The organism is Campylobacter sp. CNRCH_2016_0050h (assembly GCF_025772605.1).
GTDB lineage: Bacteria > Campylobacterota > Campylobacteria > Campylobacterales > Campylobacteraceae > Campylobacter_D > Campylobacter_D lari_D.
Genome location: NZ_JAKMSK010000005.1, coordinates 82,725 through 100,370, shown reverse-complemented (window position 1 = coordinate 100,370; position 17,646 = coordinate 82,725). Strand labels below are relative to the sequence as shown.

Here is a 17,646-nt window from a genome sequence, read left to right as displayed (position 1 = left end):
TTTTTAAAGGAGTAAATATGAGCCAACTCATTGAAGGTTTTTTAGGCAAGAGTGTTGATGGCAAAAAAAGCAAAATGCCAGCAAAACTTGACTATATTCAAAGTGCAACAGGCTTGATTTTAGGCTTGTTTATGTGGGCACATATGTTTTTCGTTTCTACCATTTTGGTTAGTGATGATTTTTTTGATTCAGTAGTTCACTTTTTGGAACTAAAATTTATCATTGATAGCCCTATGATGAGCTACATCACTTCTTTTTTAGCCGCCTGTGTTTTAGTGATTTTCTTTGTGCATGCAGGTCTTGCAATGAGAAAATTTCCTATCAATTTTAGACAATATCAACTTTGTAGAACACACTTAAAATATATGAATCATGGTGATTCTTCTTTATGGTGGGTTCAAGCTGCAACTGGTTTTGTAATGTTTTTCCTAGGTTCAGCGCATTTGATTTTTGTTATAACTAATGCAGATAAAATCAGTGCTGATATGTCAGGCGATAGAGTGGTAAGTCATTTTATGTGGTTATTTTATATTGCCTTATTAATCTGTGTTGAGTTGCATGGAAGTATTGGTTTATATAGATTATGTGTAAAATGGGGTTGGTTTGAAGGTAAAGATGCAAAAGAAAGTCGTAAAAAACTTAAAAAAGCAAAATGGTTTATTAGTATTTTCTTCTTAGTTTTAGGTGTATTAAGCTTAGCTGCTTTTGCAAAAATAGGTCTTAATAATTACCAAAACAACTCTGTAGCGCAAATAGTAAAAACTTATGATGGAGCTAAATATGAACATACAATATAGTGATGCTTTAGTTATTGGTGGTGGTCTTGCAGGTTTAAGAGCTGCTATTGAAGTTGCAAAAAGTGGTCAGAGTGTAACTTTATTAAGTATTTGTCCGGTTAAAAGATCTCACTCAGCTGCTGTACAAGGTGGTATGCAAGCAAGTTTAGGAAATAGTGTAAAAGGCGAAGGTGATAATGAAGATGTGCATTTTGCTGACACAGTAAAAGGATCTGACTGGGGCTGTGATCAAGAAGTAGCTAGAATGTTTGCACAAACTGCTCCAAAAGCGGTTCGTGAGCTTGCTGCTTGGGGTGTGCCTTGGACTAGAGTTACAAAAGGACCTAGAACTGTTGTTATAAACGCTCAAAAAACTACTATCGAAGAAAAAGAAGAAGCGCATGGTCTTATAAATGCAAGAGACTTTGGTGGTACTAAAAAATGGAGAACATGTTATATCGCTGATGCAACAGGGCATTGTATGTTATATGGTGTGGCAAATGAAGCGATTAAACATCAAGTTAAAATCATTGATAGAATGGAAGCAGTAAGATTAATTCATGATGGTAAAAAATGTTTAGGAGCTATTGCTAGAGATTTAACTAATGGAGAATTAATTGCTTATGTTGCTAGAGGAACTATGATTGCAACAGGTGGTTATGGTAGAATTTATAAACAAACTACAAATGCTGTTATTTGTGAAGGTACGGGAGCTGCTATTGCACTTGAAACTGGACTTTGCAGACTTTCAAATATGGAAGCAGTGCAATTTCATCCAACTCCAATCGTGCCAAGTGGTATCTTACTAACTGAAGGTTGTAGAGGTGATGGTGGTATCTTAAGAGATGTTGATGGTTACCGCTTTATGCCTGATTATGAACCTGAGAAAAAAGAACTTGCAAGTAGGGATGTTGTAAGTCGTAGAATGATGGAGCATATTAGAAAAGGAAAAGGAGTAAAAAGCCCTTATGGAGATCATTTATGGCTTGATATTTCTATCCTTGGTCGTGCTCATGTTGAAAAAAATCTTCGTGATGTTCAAGATATTTGTAAAACATTTAATGGTATTGATCCTGCTGATGAGGGTCCAAAAGGCTGGGCGCCAGTTTTACCTATGCAACATTACTCAATGGGTGGTATTAGAACAAAACCAACCGGTGAAAGTCAATGGCTAAATGGTCTTTTTGCATGTGGTGAGGCAGCTTGTTGGGACATGCACGGATTTAACCGCTTGGGTGGAAATTCATGTTCAGAAACTGTTGTTGCAGGTATGATCGTAGGGGATTATTTTGCACAATATTGTAAAGAAAATGGTTCAGAAATTGATACAAACATTGTTAAATCTTTCCTTTCTAAAGAGTATGATTACTTAAAATCTCTTGTAAGTAAAGAAGGAAAGCATGATGTCTTTGAAATCAAAAACAGAATGAAAGACATTATGTGGGAAAAAGTAGCTATCTTTAGAACAGGTCAAGGTCTTGAAGAAGCGGTTAAAGAGCTTGAAGAATTGTATCAAAAATCACTTGATTTAAAAGTACATGATAAAGAATTAAAATGTGCAAATCCAGAACTTGAAGAAGCTTATAGAGTTCCAAGAATGCTAAAAATTGCTTTATGTGTTGCTTATGGTGCACTTTTAAGAACAGAAAGCCGTGGGGCTCATTATAGAGAAGATTATCCAAAAAGAGATGACTTAAATTGGATGAAAAGAACAAATACTTACTGGGTAGAAGGTGAAAGTATGCCTAGAGTTGAGTATGAAGATCTTGACATTATGAAAATGGAAATCCCACCTGCATTTAGAGGTTATGGTGCTAAAGGAAATATCATTGAAAACCCATTAAGTGAAAAACGCCAAGCTGAAGTTGATGTGATCCGTGAAAAAATGGAAGCAGAAGGCAAAGGTAGATATGAAATTCAACATGCTTTAATGCCTTATGAATTACAAGCTAAATTTAAAGCGCCAAATCAAAGAATAGGAGTTGATTATGAGTAGAAAATTAACAATAAGAGCATTTAAATATAATCCATTAAGTAAAATTTCTAAGCCTCATTTTGTTACTTATGAGCTTGAAGAAACTCCATTTATGACGATTTTTGTGTGCTTAACTCAAATCAGAGAAAAAATGGATGCGGATTTGAGTTTTGACTTTGTATGTAGAGCAGGGATTTGTGGAAGCTGTGCTATGATGATCAATGGTAAGCCAAAACTTGCTTGTAAAACATTGACAAAAGACTATCCAGATGGCGTTATAGAGCTTATGCCTTTGCCTGCATTTAGACATATTAAAGATTTGAGTGTTAATACAGGTGAGTGGTTTGATGGTATGTGTAAGCGCGTTGAAAGCTGGGTACATAATGAAAAAGAAACAGATATTTCTAAACTTGAAGAGCGCATTGAACCAGAAGTTGCTGATGAGACTTTTGAACTTGATCGTTGTATAGAGTGTGGAATTTGTGTTGCTTCTTGTGCGACTAAGTTGATGAGACCTGACTTTATCGCAGCTACTGGGCTTTTAAGAACAGCTAGATATTTACAAGATCCACATGATCACAGAACCATAGAGGATTTTTATGAATTAGTGGGTGATGATGATGGTGTGTTTGGATGTATGTCTTTACTTGCATGTGAAGATAATTGTCCAAAAGAACTACCTTTACAAAGCAAAATCGCTTATATGAGAAGACAGCTTGTCGCTCAAAGAAACAAATAATCCTAGCCCCCAAGAAAAGGGGGCTCTTAAAACCTTACTAAAACAAATTTGGCAAAATCATAGCGTTTATCTTGATACAAATACACTTTTTGATGAAAGTTTAATTGATGCTCAAAAAGCAGCAATTATTTTAAGTACTAATCTTGATAATTATGAAAGATTTAGCGCTTTAAATGAATTTAAAAATTTGACGAAAAGCTTAAATTTACGCTTAGATCTTTATGGTATACAGTATGCACAGGTTTGTTTTATTAATGCTTTAAATTTGGGAATTTTAGACAAAAACGAGCTTTTAAAAGCTTTGGAAAAACTTCAAAAAATCACCGATAATACTTTAATATATGCTTTTGTATCTAGGCAAAAAGTTATTCAAAAAGATTACAAGCAAGAAGTTAAAAACTCACATCAAACATTAGATCTCATTAATCAAAACTTACAAGAGCTTTGCGAGGATGAAAAAGCTCAAAAACTCTTACAAGAAGCTTTGGTTAAATTTGGTAATATTGATTTTTCTATCGCGGTAACGGGTGTGGTAAATGCAGGTAAATCAAGCATGCTAAATGCGCTTTTAAAAAAAGATTTTTTAGGTGTATCTAATGTGCCTGAAACTGCAAATTTGAGTGTTTTAAAATACGGCAAAGATCAAAAAGCTAAGATATATTTTTGGAGTGAAGAAGAATGGCAAGATATTTTAAAAAGTTCTAAAGATAATCAAGACATGCAAGAACTTATAAAACAATTAGAGCAAAATTTTAATCTAAATGAATATCTTGAAAAAGAAAATAAAAATGTAGAAATAAAAATTGAAGAATTAAAAAATTACACTAGTGCAAAAAACAAAATCTCAGCACTTATTAAAAAAATAGAACTTTTTTCATCGCTTGATTTTTTAAAAGATAATGTTTGTATAGTTGATACTCCAGGACTTGATGATGTTATTATCCAAAGAGAACTTTTAACAAAAGCGTATATAAGCAAGGCTGACTTTTTAATCCACCTTATGAATGCTTCTCAAAGTCTTAGTCAAAAAGATTGTGATTTTATTATAGAATGTTTGTTAACTTCAAGGGTAAGTAAGCTTTTAATTGTGCTTACTAAGGCTGACTTGCTTAGTCAAAAAGACTTGCAAGAAGTAATTAGCTATACTAAAAATAGACTCAAAGAAAATTTAGCACAAAAGCAGCTTAGCCAAGAATTGTTAGATAATTTAGATTTTGTGTGTATTTCTTCAAAATTAGCTAATGATTTTTATCAAAAAAAAGGTGGGAATTTAGAACAAAGTAATATTTTAACACTAGAAGAACTTATAGCTAAAAGCTTATATGATAAAAACAAAATTGCTTTAAGTGCTTATAAAAAAGAATTATTATTACATTTGGAAAAAATGGAAGAAAAAATTAAATTTTCTAATAAAATGCTAAATTATGAAAACTTTGAGCTTGATAAGCAAAATCAAGCTATTGTTAATGATTTTAAAGCAAAAAAAGAAAAATTAACACAAGTAAAAGCAGAACTAAGTGCTATTTTTAACACAAAAGATGAAAATACTCAAGAAATTTTAACACTTTTGCATTTACTAGCTAAGAAATTAAAAGAAAAACTTATAGATGAGTTAAAATATAATCAAAATAATAAAATCAAAAACAACACTCAAAGACTAAATACTATCATTGATACGACTTTAAAAGATGGAATTTTTGATCTTTTAAGAGAGCTAAAACAGCAAAGTGAGTATAAAATTAATGAGCTTAAAAACACTCTAAGTGTGAAATATGATTTTTTAAAAGCTATTTTAGAGCAAAATTGTGATGATTTTAAAAGTAAGGTTGAAACAAAAATAGAAAGCATTTTTACCAATGATCTTTTTATGGCATTAAAAGCGGAGCTTTTAAAAAATTTAGAATCCACGCAAGATATTTATAAACTAGAAAGCTCTTTAGAAAATCAAATTTTAGAAAAATTACAAACATTTAATATAGAAAAAATTGCCCTAGATTTAAAAAATAATCAAGAATTTTTTGCTAATTTAGAGTTTAGTTTAAATTTATATGAAAAAGAGCAAGAAGAACAAATCAAAGACTTAAAAGACTTGATTTTGCAAATAGAACAAAATGAACAAAATTCCAAAGAGTTTTTAGAAAAAAACAATACAAAATTACAAAGTTTAAAAACTTTAAAAACGGAGCTTTTAAATGCAAAATGATTTGATTAATGATTTTTTAAAAGCTTATGAAAATGCTTATTGTAAAAGCTTTGATGATAGTTTTGAAGGAAAGATTTTAGCAATCAAAAATGCATTTTTAGAACCAAGTTTGCATTTAAATGATGTCTTTTTAAAAGATCTTGAAATGATTATAGCTAGCTATAAAAGAGCCATTAATGTGGCTATTATAGGGCAATTTTCCAGCGGTAAATCCACGCTTTTAAATTTGATTTTACAAAAAGAATGCCTGCCAACAGGCGTGGTGCCAGTGACTTTTAAGCCTACTTTTTTACGCTATGCTAAGGAGTATTTTTTAAGAGTTGAATATGAAGATGGTAGCGATGAGATTGTTGATATAGATGAGCTTTCTAAATTTAGCGATCAAAGAAATGAGCTAAAAGAAACTAAAAGTTTGCACCTTTTTGCACCTATTGAGCTTTTAAAAGATATCACGCTTATAGATACCCCGGGTTTAAATGCAAACACCACCGATACGCTAACTACTTTTAAAGAGCTTTCTTTTATGCATAGTGCTATTTGGCTTAGTTTGATTGATAATGCAGGTAAAAAAAGTGAAGAAGATGTCATAAAGGCAAATGCTAAGCTTTTAGAGCGTGGTGGGATTTGCGTGCTAAATCAAAAAGATAAGTTAAGTCAAGATGAGTTAGAAAATGTTTTAAATTACGCTCATTTAGTTTTTGATAAGTATTTTGAAAAAATCATCGCAATTTCATGCAAAGAAGCAAAATTTGATTTACAAAAGTCAAATTTATCTTTACTTTATGAGTATTTAAAAGAACTTGATTATGAGTGCATTAAAAAAGATTTTATTAAAGAAAAACTTAGTAATTTATGCGAGCTTTTGTCAAATCAATATGATTTGTTTCAAAATGCACTAGAGCAATTAGAGCTTAAATTTAATGCTATTTTGCAAATTTTCAAAACAAGCAAGCTAGAGCAAAAAATCAAAATTCTAAATCATAATTGTTTGGATAAATTAAAACTTGTTGGAGAAAAAATTGCTCAAGAAATTTTAAAATTTATCAAAGAAAAAGATAGTAGTTATTATAAAGAAGCTAAGGGTTTATTTAAGAAAAATCTTTATGAAAAAGTTGCTTATAAAGCGCCATATCTTTCAAGTGATGATGCGTTTTTGGCTATGTTTTATAATTCTGAAGCAATGAATAAGGAATTTAAAAGATTAAAAAATGAAATCGCTTTAGAATTTAGTCAAATTAAAGATGATTTTTCCTTATTTTTTACTCATTTAGAAGAGCAAATTTTGCTTTTTAAGGCTCAATTTTCAAATTTACAAAAAGAAAATGCCTTAGAAAGTGAAAAAGAATTTGCTAGTTTTAGAAGCTTTGCTAGTGCTAGTGAAGAACTTTTTTTAAAAGATTTTAAACAATTATTGTTTAAAAGCCAACTTGAACTTGATTTATTTTTAGAAAAGCTTAATCTAAAGGCTTTGGCAAATTATGAAAGTGCTACTAAACTTACTTTGGGATTTTTTAGTACTAAAATGAATGCAAGTAAAGAATTTTACGAGCTTGATAGCACTGAGTTTAGCTTGTATTATCCTAAAGCAAGTGAAGCACATCAAAGAGTATTAACCGAGCTTAATGTATATGAATTTGAAGATTTGCTTTTAAATAAGCCTGTAGTTTTAAAAATTTATAAAAATTATATGCAAAGTTTTGTTGATTTTATTGAGACTAAAAGACAGATTATTTTGAATTTAAAAAGTGAATTTGAGGCTAAAAAATCAATGATTTCTAGCATCAAATCCCAAATTTCTAAGCTTTAAAAATTTTTTCTAAGTGCGCCTTGTAGTTTGTAAAATATTCTTGTACTTGAGGATTTTTGATTACATCATTTGCTATGAAAGTAGGCAAAGCACTCATTCCTAAAAACTCATGTGCTTTGTGAAAGTGTAAATATACTCCATTAACTCCGACTCCATTAAAGAATTCATTTTCATCATCAAAAGCTTGCATTGGAGCATTCCAAGTTAGTGAAAGCATGTATTTTTTATTTTTTAAAAGCCCACCTGTGCCATAATTTTTAGTAGGTTCATTATGACTTCTACCATCGTTTTTATAAAATACTCCATGTCCTGCTGTGAAAACATCGTCAATGTATTTTTTTACTATCCAAGGCTCTCCCATCCACCAACCAGGCATTTGCCAAATCAAAACATCAGCATTTAGAATTTTTTCTACCTCATTGTTTGTATCATAGCCTTGATCTATGTGTGTTTGTTGAGTTTGTAAATCAAGCTCTTGTAAAGTCTTAAGTGCAAGCTCATGCAAGCTTGTGTTTAGTCTTCCTTTGGAGTGTCCAAATTCTTTTGCACCGTTTAATAATAATACTTTTTGCATATTTTATCCTTTTATGTTTTTAAAATTATAATTTAACTATAATTTTATTTCAATACTGAAATTTATGTAAGATACTATATAAAAGGAAAGTATATGGAAGAAAAGTGCGATTTTACGGAATGCGGATTTAATTATACTTTATCTTTGATTTCAGGAAAGTATAAGATGAGCGTTTTGTATTGTTTGTTTCGTTATGAAGTTGTAAGATATAATGAACTTAAAAGATATCTTGGTAATATTTCTTTTAAGACCTTAACACATACTTTAAGAGAGCTTGAAAATGATGATTTAATCACGCGTAAAGAATACCCACAAATCCCTCCAAAAGTAGAATACCGCCTTGCTAAAAAAGGACAAAGTTTAATTCCTATTTTACAAGCGATGTGTGATTGGGGCGAGGCAAATCAAAGGGAAGAAAAATGATAGAATTATTAGATGGTATAAATTTAGAAAAATACATGGGCACATGGTTAGAAATGGCTAGAAAACCTGCCTTTTTTCAAAAAACTTGCAAAAGTGCTAAAGCAGAATATGAGCTAGAGTATGAAGGCTCTACACCTATAATCAAAGTCAAAAATATATGCACTAAAGAAAATGGAGAAATCTCTCAGGCAAATGGCAAAGCTAGGGTAAAATCACCAAGATCTTTAGCGGTTAAATTTAGTATTTTTATGAATGTTTTTAACAAGCCAAATTATGAGATTATTTACATTGATACAAATTATCAAGTTTCTATTGTAGGTAGTCCTGATAAAAAATATCTTTGGATTTTATCAAGAGAGATTTTAGCAAAAGAGCAAATAAACTCTTTGCTTGAAATAGCCAAGCAAAGAGGTTTTGATACTAGCGATGTGATTTTTGATGAGTATTAATCCTGCTCGCTCATATCGATTACATAGCGGAATTTGGCTTTTCCTGAAGTGAGGTTTTCATAAGCTTTGTCAATCTCGCTTGGTTTAATGAGTTCAATTTCAGGATAAATTCCATGTTCTAAAGAAAAGTCAAGCATTTCTTGAGTTTCTTTAATGCCCCCAATAAGCGAGCCATATACTTTTTTACCGGCTTTATGTACAAAATGAATGATGTTAATGCTAGGACTTACTTCATGTGGAGGTAATCCTACTATAGCCATCTCACCACCAAATTTTAATAAATCCATATAAGCTAGCGGATCATAAGAGGTTGGTATGGTAGAGATGATGAGGTCAAATCTTTCTTTCACCACACTTTTATCTGTACTAGTATAAAAATTACTCACACCCATAGCTAGAGCTTCTGATTTTTTGTTCTCATTTCTTGCAAAAACACTTACTTTTGCACCCATTTTCACAGCATATTTTACTGCCATCATACCAAGCCCACCAAATCCTGCTATGGCTACGCTTGAACCTTCTTTGATATTTGAAAATTTAAGCGGTGAGTAGGTAGTAATACCTGCACAAAGTAAAGGCGCTACTTTGTCAAGTGGTGCATTTTGTGGCACATTGATAGCAAATTTTTCACTTACTACGATGTTGTTTGAGTAGCCTCCATAGGTGTTTTCATTATCATGAAATACATCTTTACAGTTATAAGTGTAGATGGTTTTACCATTTTCGCAAAATTGCTCTTGAGATTTTTTGCATGCTTCGCACTCTCCGCATGAGTTTACCATGCACCCAACCCCAACAAAATCGCCTACTTTAAATTTACTCACATTTTCACCTACTGCGATGACTTCTCCTGCTATTTCATGGCCAGGTACGCAAGGGTAGGTTGCCTCGCCCCATTCGCTTCTTGCGGTATGTATGTCACTATGACAAATTCCTGCGTATTTGATAGCGATTAAGATGTCGTTTTTACCTACTTTATGGCGTGTAAATTCAAAAGGGGTGAATTTAGAATCCTTGCTAAGCATGGCATAACCTTTACTTTTAACACGACCATTTTCTAAAAAGATTTTTGAGTCCATTTTCTCTCCTTTGTGGTTTTTGAAATTATATTAAAGCTAGGTTTTTATTGCAATAGGGAAAAGAAAGTAAGATACTATACTCAAGGTGTGTAGAATTAATATGTTAAAAATTTTTGATTTTTTTAACATATTTTTTTATAATGTTAAAAAATTTTATAAATTTTAACATATGGAAAAAACATGAAAGAGTTTATACCGCCAAAACTACCTTTAGATATAAAATTAAACGCAAATATTTATAACCTTATCATCAAAGCTTCAAGAAAATTAGCCGAATTAAATGGACTTAGTAAAAGCATTCCAAACCCAAATATTTTAATCAATGCTTTAATTTTGCAAGAAGCTAAAGATTCAAGTGAGATAGAAAATATTATTACTACTCACGATGAGCTTTTTTTGTCTAAAATTGATGAAAAGAAACTCACAAGGGCGACAAAAGAAGTAAAAGACTATGAAAATGCTTTAAAAAAAGGATATGAGCTTTTAAAAAAAGAACAACTATTAAGAAATGCTCATATTTTAGAAATTCAAAAAAGGTTAGAAGGGAATAATGCAGGTTTTAGAAAACAAAGTGGAACCATGCTCAAAAATCCTATTACAGGTGAAATCAAGCATATACCACCACAAAATTTTGATGATATACAAGAGCTTATGAAAAATTTAGAGCAATATATTAATGATGATACTCTAGATGAACTTGATTTTTTAGTAAAAATGGCAATCATCCATTATCAATTTGAAAGCATACATCCTTTTTATGATGGAAATGGTAGAACAGGTAGGATTATAAATATACTTTATTTAGTGTATAAAGGGCTTTTGGATTTGCCTATTTTATATTTAAGTGCTTATATAGTTAAAAATAAAGATGAATATTATACTCTTTTGCAAAAAGTACGCGATGAAGATGCTATTTTAGAATGGATAGAATATATACTAAAAGGTATAGAGCAAACTGCTATAAAGACAATTGAAACCATCATTATAATAGAAAAAATGATGAACGATGTAAGCGATATTTTGCAAAATAAAACAAATTTTTATAGTAAAGATTTTGTGGAACTTTTGTTTTCTCACCCTTATACAAAAATAGATTTTTTAATAAAAAAACTAGATATTTCAAGACAGAGTGCTTCAAAATATCTTAAAATTTGTGAAAAATTAGGGGTTTTAGAATGTGTTAAAATAGGTAGAAATAATTATTACATTAATACAAAACTTTTAGGACTTTTTAGAAAAGGAATTTTTTGATATTTTAGTATATTAAATTAAGGTTATGCATGAAAAATTATGATATATATGTATATGATGAAAAGTGTAGATATGTTTTAGGAAAGAAATCAAATAGTATTTTACTATGCATAGGAATCAATCCTAGTATTGCAACTGATAAAAAAGCTGATCGAACCATAAAAAAATTAGAAAATATAATTAAATTTAATAATTATGAAAGCTTTATAATGTTGAATATTTATCCAGAAATTTCAACTAATCCAAATAAACTTCCTTATGGATATAATGTTGATATACATAACAAAAATTTAGAGTATATAAATCACATTTTATGTGAATATAAAAATGTGGATATTTTGGCTTGTTGGGGAAATTTAATTAATATAAGAGAATATTTGCATGTGCTATTAAAGGATATTTTTACTCAAGATAAATTTAATAAAACAAGAAAATGGTTGTGTTTGGGAGTTACAAAAACTAATAACCCAAGACATCCATTGTATTTAAAAAATGATACCAAAATAATGCATTTTGATATGAAAAAATACTTATGTAAAAACTAAGGCATTAAAACAATATCCACTAAATCATTTTCTTTTATATCATCATTTGCTATCATAAGTGCAGCTTTGTGGTTAAGGTTGTTGATGATAGCACTTGAGCCTTGTTTTTTGCCTTTTAAATTGGCATAAATTTTTCCATCTTTAAATTCTACATTACAAGCTACAAATTCTAAATGTGAACTTTTTTTCTTATAGTCAGTATTTGCAAATGCCTTAAATATATAGTCTTTTTCTTGTAAAAGCCAAGCATTTAAAAGTTCTCTTACATATAAATTAAACATCACCATAGCCGAGTACGGAAAACCCGGTAGCGCAAAGATGAATTTATCTTCAAATTTGGCTATTTTGATGTGTTTGCCAGGCTTTACATCGACCTTGTCTATGATGATTTCATATTCTTTAACAGCTTGCTTTAAAAAGTCAAAATCCCCCATGGAAACTCCACCGGTGGTAACTAAAATATCACATGCATTAAGTGCTTGTTTTAAAACACTTGGGGTTTTTTGCATATCATCTTTTAAAAGTGGAAAAATTCTAGCTTCAGCACCAAGTTTTTTCGCCATATTAGCTATGGCTATATGGTTTGATGAGCGAATTTGTGCAGGGTGCTCTAAGCTTTCGCCCAAGTCTTTGATCTCACTTCCACTACTTAGCACACCTATGATAGGTTTAGCAAAAACACTAATGTGAAAATATCCAAGCTCAGCTAAAAGTGCTATCTCGCTATAGCTTAGCTTTGTGCCTTTTGTGAGTAAAATTTCACCTTTAGTGTAGCTCTCGCCCACCTTTCTCACAGCAAAGCCTTGTGGAACTTTTTCTTTTATATAAATCACACCATTTTTAACTTCAACTTTTTCCACAGGCACTAAGGTATCACAACCTTCACTTATCAAAGAGCCTGTAAAGGTTTTAACACATTCTTTATTTTGTATTTTAAAGCTTGGGAAAATTCCAGCAGGTACTTCGCCTATGATAGACAAAGGCTCATCTTGTTCGCTAAATTTAATCGCATAGCCATCCATAGAAGCAGTAGGAAATCGAGGGTTGTTAGTAGAAGCTTTGATATCTATGGCTAAAATTCTATCTAAGCACTGTGTTAAAGCGATGTTTTCTATCTTTTCATATGCTTGTATGTGTGAATGAAGTATGTCTAAACTTTGGCTATAAGAAGTTAGCATTTTAGTCCTTAGTGCTTAAAATTCCTGCTCCTTGAAGTTTCAAAGAGCGTTCTTTGGCATAAATTTTTTCGCCATTAATGATATCATATTTCCATATAGGTGCGCTTGCTTTAAAATCTTCTACAAAATCATTAATTAACTTAAGTCCTAATTTTCTTTGCTTGCTTAAAACCCCAGCAAAATAAGAACTCTCATGTACTTTAACCTCACCGATAGAGTGAGCAAACATCAAGCTTACATTTTCATTTGCAAGTTTTTGGCACCATTTTTCAAACCAAGTTTTTAATAAAGGCTCATATATATCAAAACTTAAAGCCTCAATCTCATCTTCAGCCCTCACTATACCGCAAAATGTGATCAAAGCTCCGCAGTTTTTATCTTTAGCATATTCATACCATCTAGCATAAATGCTAGGAATTTCTAAGGCTCCTTGGTGTAATTCAAACATAACTCATCCTCCACAAACCGGTGGTAATAAGCAAATTTTATCCCCATCTTTTAAGGTAGTTTTATCATCAAAAACCATTTCATCATTTAAAGCAACTGCACAAAGTTCAAGCCATTCTTTTAAGCTTTCATCTTGCCCTAAAATTGCTTTTAATTCTTTAAGATTACTTACATTTAGTTCTAAGCTTTCTTTGTTAATTGGCCCTAAAAATTCAACTTTTACCATTTTTTTTACCTTTATTCTTTGATTTCTAAAATTCCCATCATTCCAAGATCTTCATGCTCTAAAATATGGCAGTGAAACATTCTAATACCGGTAAATTTTTGACTCATTCTAAGTCTTAATTCTTCTCCAGGTCTTACATTAATCGTATCTTGCAATGCTCTGAATTTTGCTTTTGTTATTTTACCCTTAAATTTAGAAGATATGAGTTCAAATTGTGTTCCATGTATATGGAAAGGATGATCCATGTGCGATTTGTTTTTTATTACCCATTCTTCTACTTCATTTAATTTTGAGGTTAAATCCGTTCTATTCATATCAAATGTTTTACCATTGATTAAAAACATAGAGGCAAGGCTTTTTTTGATTTCTTCTTCACTTTTTTTACTAATACCATGCATTTGCATATGATCTTCGCTCATAATCACTTCTTTAAAGCTTGTAGCTTCTTTTAAAGGTGAAAATTCTCGTAGCTTTTCAGGTATGTTTTCTATAGTTTTTTCTACTTTAAGATCGGCTAACATAAGAGTGTAAGGTTCTTCTTTAACAAGCATTTTATCGCGGTCATAATAAGTACTTTCAAGTTTAAATTCACCCTTACTTGCTTTGATTAGCACTTCTACTCTTGAAGCAGGACTTAAAAATAATTCATCTAATTCAACACCTTTTTCTATAAGCCCTCCATCAGTTCCTACTAAAATAAATTTAGCACCTTTAATGCGTAAATTTAAATATCTTGCCGCACAAAAATTATAAATACGAATTCTTTGAGCTTTGTCAAGTGTTATTTTTGGTTTTAATTGTCCATTGATAAGAACTAAATTTCCTTCTCTACCATTTAGCCAATCAAATAAATTATTATCAGGAATTTGTGCGTTTTCATCTAAACGCAAATCACTAATCACCCAATCTTGTTCTTGTAAATGCGACAACGCATCTTTTTTAGCTTTTACTACAAATACCCCTGCTAAGCCTTTATAAACTTGCTTTGCTGTGGTGTAGTGTGGGTGCGGATGATACCAGTAAGTTCCTGCTGAATTTTCTCCAAGTTTAAAGCGATAAATTCTTTCTCTACCAGGCATGATAGGATCGTGTGGGTTGCCATCTTGCTCAGGTGGTATGTCAAGTCCATGCCAGTGGATAGTAGTTGGCTCTTTTAAACTATTTTTTACCAAAATTTCAACCGTATCACCTTCATAAACTTCTATTTTAGGTCCAGGTATAGAGCCATTGTAAGTAAAGCATTTTGTTTTTTTACCTTTAACAAGCTCTATTTGACTTTCTTTGATTTCTATACTTGATCTAAAGAAATTTTTCTTTGTACTTGTGTTTTTTAGAAGTTTTAAATTTGCTAATGTTTGTCCGCTAGGAAAGTCTTTTTCATCGAGTAGTTTAATGTTTGGATTTTCTAGTTTGATAAAAGAAGTATCGATTTCTTTTGTATCTTTTTGTGTATGTTTTGAGTGCATATTATGATGAGAATGATCCCCCATTGCATAAGCACTGCTAATACTTGCTAAACCTAAAGCATTAAATTTTAAAAATAACCTTCTGTCCATTAAATTTTTACTCCTAAATTAATTTTGATTTGGATTTTGATTATAACTATTATTTGATTAATGATTGTAAATTATAAAAACAAGATATAATTTTAATATGATTTGTTATACAAGTGGTTTTAAATCAAAAATTAAGGATAAATAATGCTAATTAAAAATCATCTAGATAAAGACTTTCAAACCCCTGCTTATATTTTAGAAGAAGATAAACTTAGAAAAAATTGTGAACTTTTGGCTAAAGTGAGCGAGCAAAGTGGAGCAAAAGTTTTACTTGCGCTAAAGGGTTTTGCTTTTTCAGGTGTTATGGATATAGTGGGTGAGTATCTATCAGGCTGTACTTGCAGTGGGCTTTGGGAAGCTAAATTTGCAAAAGAATATATGAATAAAGAAATTCATACTTTTTCACCTGCTTTTAAAGATGATGAAATAGATGAAATCATAGATCTTTCACACCATATAGTATTTAATTCTTTTAATCAGTTTAAAAAATTTAAAGACAAAGCAAGTAAAAAGTCTCTTGGTTTGCGTTGCAATCCAGAGCTTTCAGTAGCCCCAAAAGAACTTTATAATCCTTGTGGTAGATTTTCAAGACTAGGAATTCGTGCGATTGATTTTGAAAATGAAGATTTAAGTGCTTTAAGTGGGCTTCATTTTCATGCTTTGTGTGAAGAAAGTGCGCATTCTTTAGAGCTTGTATTAAATGCTTTTGAGGCTAAATTTTCAAAATTTATTAAAAATATGAAATGGGTTAATTTTGGTGGAGGCCATCATATTACTAAAGAAGGTTATGACACGCAAAAACTAATTGATCTTTGTAAAAAATTTAGCGATAAATATGGAGTGCAAGTATATCTTGAGCCAGGTGAGGCTGTGGGTTGGCAGTGTGGGACTTTAGTTGCAAGTGTGATAGATATAGTAGAAAATGAGAAAAAAATAGCTATTTTAGATACTTCAAGTGAAGCTCATATGCCAGATACTATCATCATGCCTTATACAAGCGAGGTTTTAAATGCTAGAATTTTATCAAGTCGTGATGGACAAAATTACAGCGAGTTAAAAGAAAATGAATTTGCTTATTTACTTGGTGGCAATACTTGCCTAGCAGGGGATATCATGGGTGAGTATGCTTTTAATCAAGAGTTAAAAATAGGACAAAAAATTGTATTTTTAGATCAAATTCATTATTCCATAGTTAAAAACACTACTTTTAATGGAGTAAGACTTCCAAATTTAATGTTCTTAGATAAAAATGAAAATTTATCTATGGTAAGAGAATTTGGCTATGAAAATTATTCAAAAAGAAACTAAAAATTGAGTTTTTTTGTAGTTTTTTACAAATTTATGTTTTTTAAATAAAACTTTTTTTAAAATAAAAATGGAAACTGAAAATTAACAAAACTACAACGCTAAGCTTTTTCTAGCGTGTAATGTTTAGGAGTAATTTATGCATAGAGTTATACTAGCTCTTTTAGCCTGTTTTAACTTTCTATTTGCTCAAGAAAATTTTGAAGTTAAAAATACTCAAATTTGGGATGTGCAAAGAGTGATGAATATAGAAAGTTATCAAAATTTTGGTGCTTTGTGGACTAAACTGCAAGGTGAGTATATTGCAAGTGCTGTTTTGATTATACTTATAGTCGTAATTTCAGCTTTTGCTTTGCATTATATGGTCATAGGTCCAAAGAAATTTTCTCATGATGGTAAGAAAATTTACGCTTTTTCAGTATTTGAAAGATTGTTTCATTTTGTAGCAGCAATCTCTTGGATTATCCTTGTACCAACCGGACTTATTATGATTTTTGGATCGTATTTTGGCGGTGGATTTTTTGTAAGAATGTGTAAAAACTTACATGGTATTGCTACTATTTTATTTATCATTTCCATCATTCCTATGCTTTTGTGTTGGATTAAAAGAATGCTTCCTGCGAGTTATGATTTAAGATGGATGATGATAGTAGGTGGATATTTAAGCAAAGAGAAAAAACCTGTGCCTGCGGGTAAGTTTAACTTTGGTCAAAAATCTTGGTATTATATAGCTGTTTTTGGTGGCTTTTTGATGATAATCACTGGTGCGTTTATGTTTTTCCTTGATTTTAATTCTACTTCTTTGCAATCTATTTTTGGAATTTCTCATGTAGATATTTTAAGAGCTTCAGCTATCATCCATAATATTTTGGGTATTTTATGTGCAGTATTTTTTGCTATTCATATTTATATGGCCGTATTTGCTATTAAAGGAAGTATCCACTCTATGATTAGTGGTTATAAAGAAGAAGAGGAAGTTTATATTTTACATTCTTATTGGTATAAAGAACTAAGCGATAAAAAACAAATCAATCCATCATTTACTTACGATTCTAAAACAAAATTTTAAAATCTCACTTGATTTTTTTAAATTTTCCTTGTTATAATCAAATA

General features: G+C 30.8%; 17 protein-coding genes. 11 read left to right on the top strand and 6 right to left on the bottom strand.

All coding sequences use genetic code 11. The annotated features are described in order from the left end of the window. The first annotated feature begins 17 nt into the window (after nt 1-17). The 5 genes from L8X28_RS03985 to L8X28_RS03965 are packed head-to-tail and all read left to right on the top strand — an operon-like array spanning nt 18 to nt 7,500. On the top strand, nt 18-797 hold the full coding sequence (locus tag L8X28_RS03985; protein ID WP_070255907.1) for a fumarate reductase cytochrome b subunit: 780 nt from the start codon (nt 18-20) through the stop codon (nt 795-797). After that, a complete protein-coding gene (locus L8X28_RS03980; RefSeq protein WP_263665592.1) occupies nt 781-2,772 on the top strand; it encodes a fumarate reductase flavoprotein subunit in 1,992 nt (663 codons plus the stop codon). Before L8X28_RS03985 ends, L8X28_RS03980 begins: the two co-directional genes overlap by 17 nt. Beyond that, nucleotides 2,765-3,490, top strand: a complete 726-nt coding sequence (locus L8X28_RS03975) for a fumarate reductase iron-sulfur subunit (RefSeq protein WP_012661078.1) — start codon at nt 2,765-2,767, stop codon at nt 3,488-3,490. The genes L8X28_RS03980 and L8X28_RS03975 overlap by 8 nt, the downstream gene beginning before the upstream one ends. Further along, nucleotides 3,468-5,693: a dynamin family protein gene (locus tag L8X28_RS03970; RefSeq protein ID WP_263665591.1), complete on the top strand. Its 2,226-nt coding sequence runs from the start codon at nt 3,468-3,470 to the stop codon at nt 5,691-5,693. Before L8X28_RS03975 ends, L8X28_RS03970 begins: the two co-directional genes overlap by 23 nt. Further along, nucleotides 5,683-7,500: a dynamin family protein gene (locus L8X28_RS03965; RefSeq protein ID WP_263665590.1), complete on the top strand. Its 1,818-nt coding sequence runs from the start codon at nt 5,683-5,685 to the stop codon at nt 7,498-7,500. Before L8X28_RS03970 ends, L8X28_RS03965 begins: the two co-directional genes overlap by 11 nt. Here L8X28_RS03965 and L8X28_RS03960 read toward each other — a convergent pair. Next, nucleotides 7,490-8,074 carry an NAD(P)H-dependent oxidoreductase gene (locus L8X28_RS03960; protein WP_263665589.1) on the bottom strand — a complete coding sequence of 195 codons (585 nt, stop codon included), beginning with the start codon at nt 8,072-8,074 and terminating at the stop codon, nt 7,490-7,492. The two genes, L8X28_RS03965 and L8X28_RS03960, sit on opposite strands and share 11 nt — an antisense overlap. A gap of 93 nt (nt 8,075-8,167) precedes the next feature. Between L8X28_RS03960 and rrpA the strand changes: the two genes are divergently transcribed. After that, entirely contained in the window at nt 8,168-8,497 is a 330-nt protein-coding gene (gene rrpA, locus L8X28_RS03955; RefSeq protein ID WP_263665588.1) for a MarR family transcription factor RrpA, read from the top strand. Further along, nucleotides 8,494-8,946 (top strand): lipocalin family protein, encoded by a 453-nt coding sequence (locus L8X28_RS03950; protein ID WP_263665587.1) that lies wholly within the window; start codon nt 8,494-8,496, stop codon nt 8,944-8,946. The genes rrpA and L8X28_RS03950 overlap by 4 nt, the downstream gene beginning before the upstream one ends. Here the strand turns inward: L8X28_RS03950 and L8X28_RS03945 are convergent. Then, nucleotides 8,943-10,025: an NAD(P)-dependent alcohol dehydrogenase gene (locus L8X28_RS03945; RefSeq protein WP_263665586.1), complete on the bottom strand. Its 1,083-nt coding sequence runs from the start codon at nt 10,023-10,025 to the stop codon at nt 8,943-8,945. The genes L8X28_RS03950 and L8X28_RS03945 overlap by 4 nt on opposite strands. A gap of 180 nt (nt 10,026-10,205) precedes the next feature. Between L8X28_RS03945 and L8X28_RS03940 the strand changes: the two genes are divergently transcribed. Both L8X28_RS03940 and L8X28_RS03935 read left to right on the top strand, forming a co-directional pair. Next, nucleotides 10,206-11,276 (top strand): Fic family protein, encoded by a 1,071-nt coding sequence (locus tag L8X28_RS03940; RefSeq protein ID WP_263665585.1) that lies wholly within the window; start codon nt 10,206-10,208, stop codon nt 11,274-11,276. Nucleotides 11,277-11,305: 29 nt separating this feature from the next. After that, nucleotides 11,306-11,821, top strand: coding sequence for a DUF1643 domain-containing protein (locus L8X28_RS03935; RefSeq protein ID WP_263665584.1), 516 nt, complete (start codon nt 11,306-11,308; stop codon nt 11,819-11,821). Here the strand turns inward: L8X28_RS03935 and L8X28_RS03930 are convergent. From L8X28_RS03930 to L8X28_RS03915, 4 genes are read right to left on the bottom strand one after another with little or no spacing between them, the layout of a single operon-like run. Beyond that, a complete protein-coding gene (locus tag L8X28_RS03930) occupies nt 11,818-12,999 on the bottom strand; it encodes a molybdopterin molybdotransferase MoeA (protein WP_263665583.1) in 1,182 nt (393 codons plus the stop codon). The two genes, L8X28_RS03935 and L8X28_RS03930, sit on opposite strands and share 4 nt — an antisense overlap. Nucleotide 13,000: 1 nt before the next feature. Further along, nucleotides 13,001-13,447 carry a molybdopterin synthase catalytic subunit gene (locus L8X28_RS03925; protein WP_039627992.1) on the bottom strand — a complete coding sequence of 149 codons (447 nt, stop codon included), beginning with the start codon at nt 13,445-13,447 and terminating at the stop codon, nt 13,001-13,003. A 3-nt stretch (nt 13,448-13,450) separates the two neighbouring features. Further along, a complete protein-coding gene (locus tag L8X28_RS03920) occupies nt 13,451-13,672 on the bottom strand; it encodes a MoaD/ThiS family protein (protein ID WP_263665582.1) in 222 nt (73 codons plus the stop codon). 11 nt (nt 13,673-13,683) lie between these two features. After that, nucleotides 13,684-15,228, bottom strand: coding sequence for a multicopper oxidase family protein (locus L8X28_RS03915; protein WP_263665581.1), 1,545 nt, complete (start codon nt 15,226-15,228; stop codon nt 13,684-13,686). A gap of 144 nt (nt 15,229-15,372) precedes the next feature. Here L8X28_RS03915 and nspC point away from each other — a divergent pair, with 144 nt between their 5' ends. After that, nucleotides 15,373-16,536 carry a carboxynorspermidine decarboxylase gene (gene nspC, locus L8X28_RS03910; RefSeq protein WP_263665580.1) on the top strand — a complete coding sequence of 388 codons (1,164 nt, stop codon included), beginning with the start codon at nt 15,373-15,375 and terminating at the stop codon, nt 16,534-16,536. A gap of 136 nt (nt 16,537-16,672) precedes the next feature. After that, the gene (locus L8X28_RS03905) at nt 16,673-17,602 is read left to right on the top strand and encodes a formate dehydrogenase subunit gamma (protein ID WP_263665579.1); all 930 of its coding nucleotides are present in this window, start codon (nt 16,673-16,675) and stop codon (nt 17,600-17,602) included. Nucleotides 17,603-17,646 lie beyond the last annotated feature (44 nt).

Excerpts from the sequence above, each read along its gene's own strand:
- L8X28_RS03985 (WP_070255907.1), top strand. The coding sequence starts at position 18 with ATGAGCCAACTCATTGAAGGTTTTTTAGGCAAGAGTGTTGATGGCAAA.
- L8X28_RS03980 (WP_263665592.1), top strand. The coding sequence starts at position 781 with ATGAACATACAATATAGTGATGCTTTAGTTATTGGTGGTGGTCTTGCA.
- L8X28_RS03975 (WP_012661078.1), top strand. The coding sequence starts at position 2,765 with ATGAGTAGAAAATTAACAATAAGAGCATTTAAATATAATCCATTAAGT.
- L8X28_RS03965 (WP_263665590.1), top strand. The coding sequence starts at position 5,683 with ATGCAAAATGATTTGATTAATGATTTTTTAAAAGCTTATGAAAATGCT.
- L8X28_RS03960 (WP_263665589.1), bottom strand. The coding sequence starts at position 8,074 with ATGCAAAAAGTATTATTATTAAACGGTGCAAAAGAATTTGGACACTCC.
- rrpA (WP_263665588.1), top strand. The coding sequence starts at position 8,168 with ATGGAAGAAAAGTGCGATTTTACGGAATGCGGATTTAATTATACTTTA.
- L8X28_RS03950 (WP_263665587.1), top strand. The coding sequence starts at position 8,494 with ATGATAGAATTATTAGATGGTATAAATTTAGAAAAATACATGGGCACA.
- L8X28_RS03945 (WP_263665586.1), bottom strand. The coding sequence starts at position 10,025 with ATGGACTCAAAAATCTTTTTAGAAAATGGTCGTGTTAAAAGTAAAGGT.
- L8X28_RS03940 (WP_263665585.1), top strand. The coding sequence starts at position 10,206 with ATGAAAGAGTTTATACCGCCAAAACTACCTTTAGATATAAAATTAAAC.
- L8X28_RS03935 (WP_263665584.1), top strand. The coding sequence starts at position 11,306 with ATGAAAAATTATGATATATATGTATATGATGAAAAGTGTAGATATGTT.
- L8X28_RS03930 (WP_263665583.1), bottom strand. The coding sequence starts at position 12,999 with ATGCTAACTTCTTATAGCCAAAGTTTAGACATACTTCATTCACACATA.
- L8X28_RS03925 (WP_039627992.1), bottom strand. The coding sequence starts at position 13,447 with ATGTTTGAATTACACCAAGGAGCCTTAGAAATTCCTAGCATTTATGCT.
- L8X28_RS03920 (WP_263665582.1), bottom strand. The coding sequence starts at position 13,672 with ATGGTAAAAGTTGAATTTTTAGGGCCAATTAACAAAGAAAGCTTAGAA.
- L8X28_RS03915 (WP_263665581.1), bottom strand. The coding sequence starts at position 15,228 with ATGGACAGAAGGTTATTTTTAAAATTTAATGCTTTAGGTTTAGCAAGT.
- nspC (WP_263665580.1), top strand. The coding sequence starts at position 15,373 with ATGCTAATTAAAAATCATCTAGATAAAGACTTTCAAACCCCTGCTTAT.
- L8X28_RS03905 (WP_263665579.1), top strand. The coding sequence starts at position 16,673 with ATGCATAGAGTTATACTAGCTCTTTTAGCCTGTTTTAACTTTCTATTT.